Annotated in this window: 16 protein-coding genes; 1 reads left to right on the top strand and 15 read right to left on the bottom strand. The window is 42.2% G+C overall.

Annotated features, from left to right (window positions below):
- The first annotated feature begins 41 nt into the window (after window positions 1-41).
- Window positions 42-1922 (top strand): malate synthase, encoded by a 1881-nt coding sequence (locus P2W82_RS06340; RefSeq protein WP_336515008.1) that lies wholly within the window; start codon window positions 42-44, stop codon window positions 1920-1922.
- A gap of 180 nt (window positions 1923-2102) precedes the next feature.
- Here the strand turns inward: P2W82_RS06340 and P2W82_RS06345 are convergent, their stop codons facing one another.
- From P2W82_RS06345 to P2W82_RS06415, 15 genes are all read right to left on the bottom strand, one after another.
- Entirely contained in the window at window positions 2103-2219 is a 117-nt protein-coding gene (locus P2W82_RS06345) for a 30S ribosomal protein THX (RefSeq protein ID WP_336515009.1), read from the bottom strand.
- 83 nt (window positions 2220-2302) lie between these two features.
- Window positions 2303-2572: an HU family DNA-binding protein gene (locus P2W82_RS06350; RefSeq protein ID WP_336515010.1), complete on the bottom strand. Its 270-nt coding sequence runs from the start codon at window positions 2570-2572 to the stop codon at window positions 2303-2305.
- A 282-nt stretch (window positions 2573-2854) separates the two neighbouring features.
- Window positions 2855-3160, bottom strand: a complete 306-nt coding sequence (locus P2W82_RS06355) for a DUF4286 family protein (protein ID WP_336515011.1) — start codon at window positions 3158-3160, stop codon at window positions 2855-2857.
- A gap of 32 nt (window positions 3161-3192) precedes the next feature.
- The gene (locus P2W82_RS06360; protein ID WP_336515012.1) at window positions 3193-3960 is read right to left on the bottom strand and encodes an exodeoxyribonuclease III; all 768 of its coding nucleotides are present in this window, start codon (window positions 3958-3960) and stop codon (window positions 3193-3195) included.
- Window positions 3961-4026: 66 nt separating this feature from the next.
- Window positions 4027-4818: a bestrophin-like domain gene (locus P2W82_RS06365; RefSeq protein WP_336515013.1), complete on the bottom strand. Its 792-nt coding sequence runs from the start codon at window positions 4816-4818 to the stop codon at window positions 4027-4029.
- A 204-nt stretch (window positions 4819-5022) separates the two neighbouring features.
- Entirely contained in the window at window positions 5023-7713 is a 2691-nt protein-coding gene (gene metH / locus P2W82_RS06370; RefSeq protein ID WP_336515014.1) for a methionine synthase, read from the bottom strand.
- Between the two features lie 26 nt (window positions 7714-7739).
- On the bottom strand, window positions 7740-8771 hold the full coding sequence (locus P2W82_RS06375; RefSeq protein WP_336515015.1) for a homocysteine S-methyltransferase family protein: 1032 nt from the start codon (window positions 8769-8771) through the stop codon (window positions 7740-7742).
- 694 nt (window positions 8772-9465) lie between these two features.
- Window positions 9466-9858 carry a hypothetical protein gene (locus tag P2W82_RS06380; RefSeq protein ID WP_336515016.1) on the bottom strand — a complete coding sequence of 131 codons (393 nt, stop codon included), beginning with the start codon at window positions 9856-9858 and terminating at the stop codon, window positions 9466-9468.
- Between the two features lie 213 nt (window positions 9859-10071).
- Entirely contained in the window at window positions 10072-10404 is a 333-nt protein-coding gene (locus P2W82_RS06385) for a hypothetical protein (protein ID WP_336515017.1), read from the bottom strand.
- Between the two features lie 36 nt (window positions 10405-10440).
- A complete protein-coding gene (locus P2W82_RS06390) occupies window positions 10441-10857 on the bottom strand; it encodes a VOC family protein (RefSeq protein ID WP_336515018.1) in 417 nt (138 codons plus the stop codon).
- Window positions 10858-10880: 23 nt separating this feature from the next.
- Window positions 10881-11321, bottom strand: coding sequence for a hypothetical protein (locus tag P2W82_RS06395; protein WP_336515019.1), 441 nt, complete (start codon window positions 11319-11321; stop codon window positions 10881-10883).
- 81 nt (window positions 11322-11402) lie between these two features.
- Entirely contained in the window at window positions 11403-12095 is a 693-nt protein-coding gene (locus P2W82_RS06400; RefSeq protein WP_336515020.1) for a hypothetical protein, read from the bottom strand.
- Between the two features lie 151 nt (window positions 12096-12246).
- Window positions 12247-12666 carry a DsrE family protein gene (locus P2W82_RS06405; RefSeq protein ID WP_336515021.1) on the bottom strand — a complete coding sequence of 140 codons (420 nt, stop codon included), beginning with the start codon at window positions 12664-12666 and terminating at the stop codon, window positions 12247-12249.
- A 19-nt stretch (window positions 12667-12685) separates the two neighbouring features.
- Entirely contained in the window at window positions 12686-13528 is an 843-nt protein-coding gene (locus P2W82_RS06410) for a c-type cytochrome (protein WP_336515022.1), read from the bottom strand.
- A gap of 195 nt (window positions 13529-13723) precedes the next feature.
- Complete coding sequence (locus tag P2W82_RS06415) at window positions 13724-14425, bottom strand: hypothetical protein (RefSeq protein WP_336515023.1); 702 nt, start codon at window positions 14423-14425, stop codon at window positions 13724-13726.
- Between the last annotated feature and the right edge of the window lie 322 nt (window positions 14426-14747).

A 14747-nucleotide genomic window follows, 5' to 3' on the forward strand; every position in this document is an offset into this window, starting at 1 on the left:
CAGTTAATTTATCCGTAGAATATAACACCTAACAACCATTTATGGAATTGACAAATGTTTTTATAAGAAACAATCTCGCAGAATTATATAGTGATGTATTGACACCTGAAGTGCTTGAAGTTCTGTCAGAGCTGTCCAGTTTTAATGGTGTGATCAAAGATGCAATGAGTGAACGCATCCGTCAGAGAAATGAAAGATTTCTGCAAAAGAAGCGGATCGCATTTTCTGATCCTGGTTCCCATATTCCTAATACAAATATCCTTGTAAGTGATGCCAGAGAGGGAAAATTTGAAGGAGCTGTTATACCTGCAGACCTTCGGCGTCAATGGATCCAGGGAACGGGCCCTGCGGCAAAACCCAAGGCGCAGTTAAAAAGCAGCATCCGTAACGTCGCCTATGCGTTGCTGTCAGGCGCCGATGGCTGGATGTTTGATGGAGAAGATGCGCTGGGGCAGATTACCACGATGTCCCTGGATAATCAACGAAATCTGAAACTGGCCATTCACAACGATCCGGTTTTCCTTGAAGTCGCAGAACAGGTGGCGGGTGAAATGAATAACTGGTCCAGGAGTTTTCTGGGCTACGATATGATTACTGATTGGAAAGAGCAGTTGAATTTCACGACAAAAATTTTCCGTGCGCGTGGATTGCATCTTGATGACCGGCATATCCGGGACGCCCAGGGAATTCAGATGGCTGCATCCATTGTTGATGTCTCCATGTATGTGGTAAACAACTACAGGCAGTTAATGAAAACAGGTTCATCTATTGTATTGTATCTGCCTAAAATTCAGAAAGCAGGTGAGGCTGCAATATGGAACAAACTGCTTAATGCGCTTGAAAAGAAATTGGAATTACCAAAGGGGACGATAAAAGTATATGTTCTCGTGGAGCAGCTTGAAGCGACATTTCAACTCATGGAAATCCGTGCTGCACTAGGAAAACATTTTGTTGGATACAACACAGGAAGATGGGATTATATCAACAGTGTTTCGGATGCATTGGCGTGGGATCCGGCGTTCATCAATCCTGACATTGAATCTATTACGATGACTTATGGTTACATGAGGTATTATGAGGACCGGGTACGGAGAGCAGTAAACACGCCGGACGTCAACGGAAACTATGCGTTATGGCAGGGCGGGATGGAACCTAATATCCCTGTTGGTTCTGCTGCGGGTGTTGCAGCGGGTATGAAGAAAGCGCTTGCCGGAGCAGAAAGGGAACAAAGAGAAGGGGCCAGCGGGAAATGGGTGGCACATTGGAAGATGGTTCATATTGTAAGGCCGGTATGGGAAAAAATCAAAAATGACAATCAGTTAGGACGCAATTTTGCGCCATTGACATATACACCGGAAGATGCAGAAAAGCTTTCGGTGATTGAACCATCAGAGCGTACGATCAGGGGCGCCAGAAATCTTATCAGTGTCGCATTACAATATGCAAATGCATTCGGTCAGGGAATGCAGGCAGCAGCCATCAAACCGGCGGATTTCTTCAAAGATGACAACATTCTGTACCTGATGGAAGATATGGCAACGGGTGAAATCCGTTTGAGTATACTATGGGAATGGATACATAAAAAAGCTGAAATCACTGTGCACGATCAACAGACAGGGACTCGCGCAGGAGACGTTTTTACGATGGCTTTATTTGAAAAATTACTTGATGAAGAATATCAGAAGTTGCTTGAAGCGGATGACAAAGATGTATATCAGCATTCAAAACAAACCACTTTACCGATTGCCCGCTCGATAGTGGAAACATATATCAGCAGTGAATCCAAACTGCCGTGGTTTATAGATTTACTGAACATCAATCTGAATAATTCAGATCCGATGGAGGCAAAAAAAAGGATTGCATTATATGTTGATGCATTCAGAAAAGACGGGACCCGGATAACCGGAAATATTGATTATTAATGACCCTGCCGGATTACAGTGGGTGGATGTGTTGCATAGAAAAAGCAGATGAACATTCAACGTTTAACGTATCACGTTATACGTTGAACGTTCATCTGTACTAAAAATACTCTCGTTTATTATATTTAGACTCCTGCCATTGCAGTGTCTAATTTTCAAGCTTACACATTAAACTTTCAACTATTTCTCAGACGATTTTTTTGGCGCTGCTTTTTTCGCCGGGCGTGCAGGACGTGATTTTCCAAAAGAACCTTTGAAGATTTTTCCTTTTTTTGATTTTTTATCTCCTCTTCCCATGATGTGATTTTTAATTCGTACAAAAATAGAAAAAGCAAGCTACAAATACTGCAGACTTGCTTTTTTAATGCGTTGGGTTGCGATTATAATTTAGCTGTCAGTTCTTTACCAGCTTTGAAACGGGCAACCTTTTTAGCTTTGATTTTAATTACTTCTCCGGTTTGAGGGTTACGGCCATTGCGTGCTGCTCTTTTTGAAACAGAGAAAGTGCCAAAACCTACCAGGGTAACTTTACCATTTCCTTTCAAAGTTTTAGTAACTGCTTCAATGAAAGAATCCAGGGTAGCGTTAGCCTGTGTTTTTGTAATGCCAGCGTCATCAGCAATTTTGGCAATCAATTCAGCTTTGTTCATAGTAGAATTTTTTAAAAAATTTTAAACGTCGACAAATTTATAGGCTTTTCATTTATCACAAAATTTTTTTTGATTAATAGATTGGGCTGTAAGCCGCGTCCTGCCTGCATTGCAGCCTTATCGATCAAAATTGATTTTTGTGTAATTTTTACATCGACGGCTGAAACCCTTATGGCTGTTGATTTTCAGCATGATGGCCTGAAATACTGAACTGCTGCGGCTTCTAAAAGAATATACTATTAATTTTCAGTGGGAAAAGTTAATATATCATATTTTCCACAGTCAGTTAATAACCTCCATTATTGTGCGGAATAAGTAAACCTGCTCTCCCCATGCATCAATTACATGTTGTCTCATTAAAGGCGCATGTTGATGTATATAAGTGTGATAGTGATCAAGATGACTGCAGAAATATTGAATCGCATAAGTCACACCGTCACTCTCATCCTGTTCTAGTAAATGAAGAATTCTGTGATGAGTAAATAAACCTGTCGACAGAACATCGGGGATATGTACTTCCTTCATCCAGCGCAGCCAGGATTCGTGTACGGCCAAATCCACTTTTGCAGTAACATTATAAATGTACATGCTAAAATATTTTTAATAACAACAAATAACTACTACAATTTAAGATCGAGAAATACGGGACAGTGATCACTGTGTTTTACATCAGGATAGATATCTGCGTTTTGAATGCTTTTTTTTAATGGCTCTGTGACATTGATATAATCTATGCGCCATCCTTTATTCTGTAAACGAACTGAAGGGAAACGTTGGCTCCACCACGAATAACGATCCGGCTCCGGATGAATCGCTCTGAAACTATCAATCCATCCGCTTGCATAAAATTTATCCATCCAGCTTCTTTCTTCAGGAAGAAATCCGGATGAATTTTTATTTCCTTTCGGATCGTGGATATCAATTTCTTTATGGGCGATATTGTAATCGCCACAGAGAACCAGTTTCGGATTTTTTTTTCGAAGGTTGCTGAGGTAATCGAAAAATTCCTCGAGCCATTGATATTTATATGTCTGGCGAATATCGCCTGAAGTGCCCGAAGGAAAATATGCATTGATCAACCTGACAGGTCCGAAATCAAGTTGAATTACGCGGCCTTCTTCATCGCTCACCTGGTGGCCTGATCCATACACCACATTATCGGGTTTCAATTTTGAAAGAACGGCAACTCCGCTATAACCTTTCTTTTGCGCACTGTACCAATAATCATGATAGCCCAGGTCAGTAAACTGCTGATGAGGAACATTATCTCTATGGGCCTTTGTTTCCTGGATACAAATAATGTCTGCCGGATCGGTCTTCAACCAATCCAGAAATCCTTTATTTAGCGCAGCACGAATTCCGTTCAGGTTATAACTGATGATTCTCATACGACTAAAGTATGGAAAAAGGCGATTGATTCTGTTTGTACACGCAGGTCATCCTGGTGAAACATTTTATTTATCGAACAGGGTGAGCAGCTGAACAATTTTATCTTCTCCGCTGTCAACCGCAATAAATCCGGCAGTTGGTCGCGCAAGATCAATAGTAATATAGATGATGATGCAGGCCAGTAAAATAAAGCCGGCGATCACTACCCAGTCTTTGGTTTTAAGCATTGGCGAAGTAAAACCTCCGAGGAAACTGACGAAGAGCGCCAGGGAAAATAACATTACTGAAATTGGAAGTGGAACACCGGTGACCAGCAGCGCATCTCTTCTCGCTGCGATGTCGAACATATTTGTCAATGTTGCTAAAAGTGCTGCACCCGCCGGACCGTATCCAGGTTGCTTGGAAAGATCTGTTACCATGCGCCACAAGCGTACACCCACTTCAGCTCCTTCCTGCTGCAATTTTGCAGACTCAGAAAGATCCTGTGATTTGTTGTAGTATTCAATTCTTAATTCGAGATATCTTTTTAATTCATCATTAAAAGAAGTTTGCATACTGTCGGATAGCGTTTCTGATCGCAGGATCGCGTTGCGGATAGAGTTCGCTTCATCAATCATTACAGCCCGGAAATTTTCAAACCGGCTTGAAGCATTTCCGAATGTAATTGCCAGCACAAATCCCCAAAGACCAAATAAAGCGCCAAGCAAAGGGCCAGCACCTCCCGGTGAATCTGATTCATCCTTTTTGAGAAATTTATTACGTGTGACTTTCCCGGCAATAACCATCAAAATACATCCGGCAAATAATATCCCGCATAATATTGCCGGATCAATATTGTAAAAGATAGAAGGTTTCATACTTTATCAATTTTTGGCAAGTAAGTGAAAGCTAAATATTTTTTTCTTCAACTTTCCAAAACTGCCAAAGCTCTTAATAAAGGAAATGAAAGACCTTTTCTCAAGTGAGCTACAATATATATATGGGAAATACTAACTCACGTGAGGGAACTACGCTTTGTACTCCTCGCATCAATTAAAGCAATTTATACAGAAGTTTAAATCTTATTCCAGAACGGGCCTCAGCCAGCGCTCTACAACTTCCGCATCCATATTTTTTCTCTGTGTATAATCTGCGAGCTGGTCTTTTTCAATTTTACCAACACCGAAATATTTTGATTCCGGGTGTGCAAAATACCAACCGCAGACAGAAGCTGCAGGATACATGGCTAAAGATTCTGTGAGAGAGATGCCTGTATTTTCTGTGGCATTCAACAGGTGAAATAATTTATGCTTTTCTGTATGGTCCGGACAAGCAGGATATCCAGGAGCCGGACGAATTCCCTGGTACTCTTCTTTTATCAGCGCAGTATTGTCCAGGCTTTCCTGTGGGACATAACCCCAGTATTCTTTTCTCACTCGTTGATGCAGGCATTCAGCAAAAGCTTCTGCCAGTCGATCAGCAAGTGCCTGCAGCATGATCTTGTTATAATCGTCAAATTGAGACTCAAAACGTTTGATATGAGGCTCAATACCGGCAATGGATACTGCAAAAGCACCGATATAATCCTGTTTGTTATTTCCTTCAGGACAAATAAAATCTGCCAGGGAAAGGTTTGGCTGACCGGCAGCTTTTTTAATCTGCTGACGTAAAAACTGGAGATGTACAACTTCTCCTTCAACACCATTTTCATTCAACACGGAAACGGAATCACGACCATTGCTGTTTGCCGGCCAGAAGCCGATAACACCGTGGGCATCTAACCATTTTTCTTCTACGATCTGGTTCAGCAACTGATTCGCATCGTTGAATAATTTTGTTGCTTCTTTGCCTACCACTTTATCTTCAAGGATAGCAGGAAATTTTCCAGCCAGCTCCCACGCAATGAAAAACGGGCTCCAATCGATAAATGGAATCAGTTCTTTCAACGAAAAGTTTCTGAATGTTAAAGCTCCTTTTTGTTTAGGTGCAACCGGAGTAAATAAAGACCAATCAATTTTAGATTTGTTTTCAATTGCAGCTTCGTAAGAAATATACTGCTTGGAAGTTTTTTTAGATGCAAAATCCTCTCGCAGTTTCTGGTATTCGCTGTCGATTTGTTTCAGAAAACCTGGTTTTTGTTCCTGGTTTAAAAGACTACCTGCAACAGTCACACTGCGTGAAGCATCCAGCACATGGACGACACCATTGTCATACTGCCCGGCAATCTTTACTGCTGTATGCATCCGTGAAGTAGTGGCACCACCAATCAATAACGGCTGATGCATTTTCCTTCTTTTCATTTCATGAGCCACATGCACCATCTCATCAAGTGAAGGCGTGATCAAGCCGCTGAGGCCAATGATATCAACGTTATGCTTCTGCGCTTCTTCCAGAATTTTATCAGCGGGTACCATAACACCAAGGTCAATGATTTCATAACCATTACAACCCAGCACAACGCCAACAATATTTTTGCCAATATCGTGGACGTCACCTTTTACTGTTGCCATCAGGATTTTTCCTGCTGACGAGGCTTTTGATTTTTCCAGTTCGATGTAAGGCGTAAGTACAGCAACACTTTTTTTCATTACACGCGCACTCTTCACTACCTGTGGCAGAAACATTTTTCCACTTCCGAAAAGATCGCCTACTACATCCATGCCGGCCATCAAAGGACCTTCAATAACCTCGAGAGGTTTCGGATATTTCAACCTTGCTTCTTCCGTATCCTGGTCGATGTACTCGGTAATTCCATTGACCAACGCGTGTTTTAATCTTTCTTCCACAGAATTATTGCGCCACGACTCGTCGCGCTCGACCACCTTGCCTTTCGCTTTCACCGTTTCTGCAAAAGCAATCAGTTTTTCCGTCGCCTCATTGTTTTCATTACCCCGGTTCATGATAACGTCTTCGCATAACTGGCGCAGTGTAGGATCTATTTCATCATACACCACCAGCTGACCGGCGTTTACAATACCCATATCCATTCCCGCCTTGATAGCATGGTACAGAAAAACCGAGTGCATGGCTTCCCGCACGTGTTCATTGCCACGGAACGAAAATGAAAGATTGCTGACGCCCCCGCTGATCTTAGCCAAAGGCATCAGTGCCTTTATTTCTTTCGTTGCACGGATAAAGTCAACAGCGTAGTTATTATGCTCTTCCAGCCCAGTCGCAATAGCGAATATGTTCAGATCGAAAATGATATCCTGCGGCGGAAAACCCAATTGTTTAGTGAGGATTTTATATGCGCGTTTACAAATGTCAATACGTCTCTGAAAATTGTCAGCCTGTCCGTTTTCATCAAAAGCCATTACGATCACTGCTGCTCCATAGCTTCTGCAGATAACAGCCTGCTCTATAAATTTCTGTTCACCTTCCTTCAGTGAAATGGAGTTCACTATACATTTTCCCTGTACACATTTCAATCCTGCTTCGATGATGGAAAATTTTGATGAATCGATCATCACCGGAATCTTCGCGATATCGGGTTCACTCTGCAATTGATTCAGAAAAGTAACCATCGCCACTTCACCATCCAGCAACGCATCATCCATATTGACATCGAGCACCTGGGCTCCATTTTCCACCTGTTGTCTTGCTACACTAAGCGCTTCTTCATAAAGCCCTTCCCTGACAAGACGGGCAAATTTTTTCGAACCTGTGACATTGGTACGCTCACCGATATTAACAAAATTGGTTTCAGGCCGAACCACCAACGGCTCAAGTCCTGACAATCTCAGATATGGTTTGATATTAATTGCTTCTCTCATAATGATTCAGAATGGAATACCTTTTCTCAGGCAGTAAGTGATTCTTCAATAACAGGAATAGGTCTTGGATTTATTTTTCTTACATAATCAGCAATATGCCTGATATGATCCGGAGTTGTTCCGCAACAGCCACCAACTATATTTACAAATCCCTCTTCGGCCCATTCTTCTATGAAATGAGCGGTTTGTGAAGGAAGCTCATCGTATTCACCCATTGCATTTGGCAAACCTGCATTCGGATACGCAGATATATAACAGCTGGCAATCTGTGATAGCTCTTCAATATGCGGCCTCATCTGATCGGCACCGAGTGCGCAATTCAAACCGATACTCAAAGGGTTCGCGTGCTGAACGGAGGTGTAAAATGCTTCAAGCGTCTGGCCACTGAGTGTTCTTCCTGATGCATCAGTAATTGTTCCGCTGATCATCAGGGGAAGTTCAGGTTTCCCTGTATCGCGGAAATATTTTTTCACGGCGAAGATGGCAGCTTTCGCATTCAATGTATCAAAAATTGTTTCAATCAGTAAAAGATCAACACCGCCTTCTACCAGTCCCTTTACCTGCTCGTAATAAGCCTCTGCTACTTCATCAAAACTGATGGACCTGAAGCCTGGGTTGTTTACGTCAGGAGATAGTGAAAGGGTCTTATTCATCGGCCCTATCGCGCCAGCGACAAATGGCCCTGGTTCGTTTCGTCTTTCCGGATGGCGCACCAAAAACTCATCGACAGCCTCACGCGCACATTTTGCCGAAGCGAGGTTCAGCTCGGGTGAAAGGCTACTCATATTGTAGTCTGCCATGGATACGGCCTGCGCATTGAAAGTGTTGGTTTCAATTATATCTGCTCCTGCCTCGAGATACTCCAGATGAATAGCCTTGATGATTTGCGGCTGGGTAATGCTCAACAGGTCATTGTTGCCTTTCAGGTCAGTAGGGTAATCTGCAAAACGGGTTCCCCTGTAATCTTCCTCTGCCAGTTTGTATCGCTGGATCATAGTACCCATGGCACCATCGATGATCAGGATACGTTTGTTCAATAATTCGTTTATACTGCTCATATTGTAAGCATTTAAAAATTCGCACTTAAAACGTTGAAAAACTATAGGTAGTGTCGGTACAGTACAAAAGATAATAACCAGTGGGGAGTGAATGCCGGGTTACGCCCTGCTGTTTATTAGTTCATTTGGCTGTGGCCATACTACCTGCCGCGGGTTGAACAATAAACAAATCCGCCCGCGGAGAAGTGCAAAATTAGGGACTTGAATGATGATGGCAAAATAGTAGGGAGGCAGGAGCCTGCCGGCAGGCAGGCAGGTGGGGAGGCAGGAGATTCAGAGGGCAGAGAATAGTGACAAGCACTTTATGCAGGGTTGTTTTGGGGTTTGATAGCACCATATTTTTTTAACGGTTATTACAGATATCCGGCAACGGTAAGGAAGGGAGTTTCACTATTGGCAAAAACGCTAATGTCTTTTTAGCAATAACCTATCAAAAATATCCCAGTGACAGCCTCAAAAGCTGGAAGACGCAAAGATTGCTCGAAGTAAATCTCCTAAAAGTCTTGCCGTCTTCGTGGCAAAAAAAGCCATATAGCAGGAGATTTAGCCGGCAGAGAATAGTGGCAAGTACTTTTTGCAGGGTTGTTTTGGGTTAATGTCTGTTCTTCTGAAGATTTTGAGCTCCTTACTCCGGCTGTTGTGCCTACTGCCTCCAACCTCCTACCCATCGCCTCTACCGTCTCCCATCTGCTGTCTACAGTCTTACAAAATGCAACTCGTCATCCTGCCCCGGATTATCATCTTCCAGGTGAATCAAAGTACTGGTACGCTCGATTTTTTCCCAGTCATCATTGATCTCTTCAAGTACAGGGTCATTTCCGAAATTTATAATAAACTTACTTGATGTTTCCTGCCAGCTTCCTGTTACCGTAGTTGATCCCTTTTTGGCTTTCAGCTGGCCGTTACCTAGAAATTCGAATACATAGCCCGCAAAATCACTGGTTTCGTTTTTTTCATCCCAGTAATAATGGATCACCCATTGTCCGCTGATCGAGCCATTATTGCCATTTGCAGGATCATCATTTTTTGAACAGGATAAAAGAGAAACAAAACCCAGGGCTATAACGAGCCGGACTATTTTCAGCATGAAATGAAATTTAGGATCATTACTCAATTGTTGTACCACAAACAATTCAGTCTAGCGGATATTGAAAAAATTCCTTAAACTTTTGCCGGAGTGTAAAATCTGTTGGAATCAATACGAAGAATGACAAAAAGAGGTTGCCGGTGTCGCTTGGGCTGGCTTCGGGAAAAATGCTTCGTAATCAGGTATTGAGATATTAAAATTGACCATCAGAAATCAATTCTCGTGTATGCTTTGCAGATGGACGCAGATATTTGCGATTCGTTCGGTATTGCCGGGATTTTCTGCATGGTGGTGCGGACAAACTTCGCGATGTGAAAAAGGAATGATTTTATCGTCAAGGATTTCCGCTTCATAGCCCGTTTTATTCAGCAGAGAAATTACTTTTTCTGTTTCGATCTTTCGTGAAATGGATTCAATACGAAGGATATGATCACAATCATCAAGATCAAAATTTGCTTTGTATCCGGGAAATAAATCAGTGATTTCATTGATAAGCCTTTCCGCCTCCCGCTGCTGACAAACTCCTGTTTTAAAAACTTCGATCATAAATAGAAATTGACCATTTAAAGTTACAAAAACCGCTTATGCAGTTGGTTCAAAGCTGATCATCCAGTTGATACCGAATTTATCTGTTAACATTCCTGAATAAGCACCCCAGAACTCATTTTGCATGGGACGATTTACTTTTCCACCCCTGGAAAGTGATAAAAATATCCGGTCAGCATCTTCCGTTGATTCCGTAGTGAACGAGAGAGTGAAGTTATTTCCGATGTTCACTTTATTTCCGAAATGTTCAGAAGTATCACAACCCATAAGCAAACTATGTTTACCAACGGGAAGGGATACATGCAATATGCGATGACTTTCTTTTTCATCGAGGTATTCAGCAGGCAGATCCTTGAAATACTGCAGGGTTTGAAATTCCCCACCAAAAACTGACCTGTAAAACTGAAATGCTTCCATCGCATTTCCATTGAAACTCAGGTATGCATTGATCATTGTTTCCAAATTCAATGCACAATCTACAACACGTATCCGCTTCCGTTTGCTTCTTCCTTCATTCTAACCATGATCAGCATTTCATCATCTGATTTGTACCATTCTGCGCATGGATAATTATAATCAAAGCGTGGGTCTTTCATTAAAAACATAAATGCTTCTTTAATCATTGGCAACTGTTGCATCCAGTTTTTCAATTCAACGGCGATATAATTACCTTTTTTCAAAATAAATGGATCGTAATTTCCGTCAGGAATATTTTCAGGGACGGGTGCACACGCATGATAGATCACCTTCTCTCCTTCCATCCAGGAAATGCCGTAGTAACCATCTCTTACGTAATCTGCAAATACTCTTTCCATTTCCAGAAATGCCTGGTCAATGTTTGCTGGAAACTCAGGAACTCTTTTGCATAGTAGTCGAAGATCATTTTCCTGTATATGTGTAAAAGTTGTAAAGTTCATCAGCAAACTTACTCATGCCGAAAATCAACGGAACGGTGCAGATCCGTCATTTTTAATAGCAGATTACGACAAACAATCTGATTAGCTTACAAAATCACCCCGGTACCTTACCAGTTTGAACAATGCAGCCAGGTGAGCGTAAAGAACGATTGGCACAATGCACGAAGGAAGCCACACAAAGGGGAAGAAAAGCACAGCCTTATTGGGCTGAGAAAATCCAAAATGCGCAAAAGTTGCGGGCCCTGCAAGGATCGAAAGAATAATGACATTCAACAAAAGCGCAAGACACAGGCAGTTCCAGATGATGAGCCATCTTCTTCTGCCAAATCTTTTTCTGAAACCAAACATGATGATCACTGGTGTATAAAGCCCGGAAAGAATATCGTAGTTAGCGCCTTCAAATGTCATCACATCCGGAACCATTCTGTTTAAAAACAACCAATGCAAAACAAATTCTACAGGTATACGAACTACGTGTATCCATGTAAGTGATTTCAGTGAAAGCCGCTCCGTAAATCTTCTTCCGCTTTTGGTCATAAATACAATCCCGATCATTAAAAGCGATGGCAATATCAGAAAGGGAAGCCTGTACTTTCCGGAATCCGGATCGGTGTAGAAACCTGTTAATCCCAGGACACATTCAAATAGCAATATGCCGGCTATGAGCAATACAAGTATCGGATTGTATCTGGCGGCTTTCAGAAAAAGAATACAACATACAATGGTGGTCAGTATAAACACCAGGTTTATCTGCCCCGGCAGATCTTTAATCATATCTCACAACTGATTTTCACCACCGGCTTTAACAATTGCCGGTAATTCCTGCTGTAATAGTACTCCTGGTTTTCGGCAACTGAAATCCTGTTGTGTATGAAAATGAAAAAATGCCGTATGAAACGGCATTTTTAATTTGTTTGCAGTTCAATCAGTGGGCAACCTTGATATAGCCCCAACCTTCCTGTTGTCGTTTTACAATCTCATAGATCCCGTCAGGTACTACCTGTACACCATCAAGCAATTGGCTTTTGTCGATGTTATTTCTCTTCATCGTAATGGCACATACTTTGAATGTGATATTAGGTTCTGCAATCAACTTTTTTATTGCATCTTGCGTATCAGGGCTGTCTTTTTTTACAAGCGATAGTCCCTGCCCGTAGATGACTATTTCCATTTTTGCCAATGAATTTAATTCCCTGATGCCAGACAACTGGCGGATCAATGCCTGCTGATTGACTGCGTCGTTGCTGGTCATGTCAAATACGACCTGGTATTTTTGTGCATGTGTTTTGGTAAAAAAAATACAAAAGAACAGTAACCAAACCAAGACCGAAACTTTCGCTCTCATATCAGAAAGGTTTTAAAAATCACTTTTTTGCACTGCTTTGATTTCTGCTGATCCATTCTTTGATTGGTCCGAAGGGGCCATATTTATGTTGCTGGGCTGAAAAGCCATCAGCAAAGGGCGGGTAGGGGTGATCGAAAGGTTTGCCTGTAATGTCCGGCCAATCCTGTTCAAAAACTTTTTCAGGTCGCGGTTGCGAGTTTACAAAAGCAGCAATGTCCCAGGCCTGTTCATTTGTAACCACTGAACTATCATGCCTTACGCCAAAAGGCATATTGTCTTTCACAAATCCGGCAAGGCGACTTATTCTGTACAGCCCTGCAGCTGTCGTATAGCTATTGGTGCCCCATAAAGGCGGATATACGTAAGCAATGTTTGCGGAGTCTGCCTGTCCCTGCCCGTTCTGCCCATGACAGAGCGCACATTTCTGTTGGTAAATCACGCTTCCCTGTGTAGGATCAGCTGCACGTGACAAAAGCGGTATGTCGGTAATCCCTGATTCCACTGGCTTGATTTCACGCGGAACTGATTTGCCTACCCAATTAATGTAAGCGGCCATGGCCTGCATTTCGCGGCTGTTGGTATCCAGCGCTGATCCGTTCAGACTTCTTTGAAAACAGTCGTTCACTCTTTTGTAGATGTTTTCAACCGATCCGCTTCTTGCCCGGAACTTTGGATATGTAGAAAATACTGCGCTATAGTTATTTCCCCAGGGTTTAGTTCCTGCCTCCAGATGACAATTCTGGCAGTTCATGCCGTTGCTCATCTTCAAAACAGATCCTTTCGGACCGAAATAAAAAGCAGTCTTTGCAATCAGTGCGCGGCCATATCTTATCAGGTCTGCATTACTTTCATTATCCATCATAATAGAGTCAGGCGCAATCCAATTAAATTGGGTTGAAACCTTCCGTGATTCAACAACAACAGGCTTTTTTTCTATCCGGTTTTGAAAAAACAACAGTGTTCCCAGTAAGAGGACCGAAAGGATTACCAAAATAAATATCCTTGTTCGCTTTGAGCGGACTTTTGAAAATGGAAACACTATTTAGTTTTTAATGAATCAGCCTGCAAAACAATATGCGCATCCGTGTTCCTGCGCGCGTCCGACTGCCCATACGCCGGAAGGCACTTCCTGAACTCCAGGTAACAATCCGGCTACCCATTCTTTTCTTATATCTTCTGCTTTCATGTTCATTCCTGCAGCCAGGGCATTGCTATAAACACTCATAGCTGCGCCACAAACACAAACCATTACGCCACTTTCCTGTAACTGATTAAGGCCGATGGCCACTTCTCCAAAACCCGGCACTACAAAATCTCCTTTCGCGGGAGAAGCAAACGGATTGCGTGTAGAAGGCGCTTTTGTTTTCGGATCATCGGCTTTAAACACTTCACCAAATTTGTATTTTGTCCATAATTCATCTTTCATTGCATAAGGTATTGCATCATGACGAAGCACCATTACTACACCACAATCACTCGAAGGTGTACCTGTTGCTTCATTGGTGAGAAGAAATACCCGGGGCCATGCAAAAGGAAGAATCTCATGTGGCCTGGTAATGTCGAAAACGATACGATGTTTGCCTTTTACTTTTTTGAACCATTGCTCAGCATCCATGGCATGCTCTGAAAGAATTGTTTCTCCAGCTGTGGTTTTTTGTAGCGGCGCAAATAAACCCGCCATAGTTAAAGCAGCAGTTCCGGTGGCCAGGGAACCCAGAAACTGACGTCTTGAATTTTCGTTAAGATCATGCGTTTGCATAAATAAAGGTTTTTATAAAGGTAGAATTACCAGTGACTGGAATAATGCCCCATTTGTGGTATTTCTATCACCAAAAGGGGTGACTACCCGGTTAAACGATTGTGCAAACGCCGGATCGGCGAATTTTTGTTGGTCCCGGACTGATTTTCCAAACATTTTAAAGTTCAATGTGTAGTTAAATAATGCTGAAGTTTTGATCTGAATAAAGAGACGGTCAAAAAACAGTCAGAATTTTATCAGCCTTAAATAAATAAAACAAATTCGGCTGATCGTCGACGTTAGTGAGGCTAACATGAAAGGATACTCCAAATAATAAATTCAA

Origin of the sequence: Pollutibacter soli, assembly GCA_029269725.1 — a bacterium.
GTDB classification, from domain to species: domain Bacteria; phylum Bacteroidota; class Bacteroidia; order Chitinophagales; family Chitinophagaceae; genus Pollutibacter; species Pollutibacter soli.

Coding starts and splice junctions, on each gene's coding strand:
- P2W82_RS06400 (WP_336515020.1), bottom strand. CDS start 12,095: ATGATTAAAGATCTGCCGGGGCAGATAAACCTGGTGTTTATACTGACC.
- P2W82_RS06410 (WP_336515022.1), bottom strand. CDS start 13,528: ATGATGGATAATGAAAGTAATGCAGACCTGATAAGATATGGCCGCGCA.
- metH (WP_336515014.1), bottom strand. CDS start 7,713: ATGAGAGAAGCAATTAATATCAAACCATATCTGAGATTGTCAGGACTT.
- P2W82_RS06375 (WP_336515015.1), bottom strand. CDS start 8,771: ATGAGCAGTATAAACGAATTATTGAACAAACGTATCCTGATCATCGAT.
- P2W82_RS06390 (WP_336515018.1), bottom strand. CDS start 10,857: ATGATCAATGCATACCTGAGTTTCAATGGAAATGCGATGGAAGCATTT.
- P2W82_RS06385 (WP_336515017.1), bottom strand. CDS start 10,404: ATGATCGAAGTTTTTAAAACAGGAGTTTGTCAGCAGCGGGAGGCGGAA.
- P2W82_RS06355 (WP_336515011.1), bottom strand. CDS start 3,160: ATGTACATTTATAATGTTACTGCAAAAGTGGATTTGGCCGTACACGAA.
- P2W82_RS06405 (WP_336515021.1), bottom strand. CDS start 12,666: ATGAGAGCGAAAGTTTCGGTCTTGGTTTGGTTACTGTTCTTTTGTATT.
- P2W82_RS06395 (WP_336515019.1), bottom strand. CDS start 11,321: ATGAACTTTACAACTTTTACACATATACAGGAAAATGATCTTCGACTA.
- P2W82_RS06345 (WP_336515009.1), bottom strand. CDS start 2,219: ATGGGAAGAGGAGATAAAAAATCAAAAAAAGGAAAAATCTTCAAAGGT.
- P2W82_RS06360 (WP_336515012.1), bottom strand. CDS start 3,960: ATGAGAATCATCAGTTATAACCTGAACGGAATTCGTGCTGCGCTAAAT.
- P2W82_RS06415 (WP_336515023.1), bottom strand. CDS start 14,425: ATGCAAACGCATGATCTTAACGAAAATTCAAGACGTCAGTTTCTGGGT.
- P2W82_RS06380 (WP_336515016.1), bottom strand. CDS start 9,858: ATGCTGAAAATAGTCCGGCTCGTTATAGCCCTGGGTTTTGTTTCTCTT.
- P2W82_RS06365 (WP_336515013.1), bottom strand. CDS start 4,818: ATGAAACCTTCTATCTTTTACAATATTGATCCGGCAATATTATGCGGG.
- P2W82_RS06340 (WP_336515008.1), top strand. CDS start 42: ATGGAATTGACAAATGTTTTTATAAGAAACAATCTCGCAGAATTATAT.
- P2W82_RS06350 (WP_336515010.1), bottom strand. CDS start 2,572: ATGAACAAAGCTGAATTGATTGCCAAAATTGCTGATGACGCTGGCATT.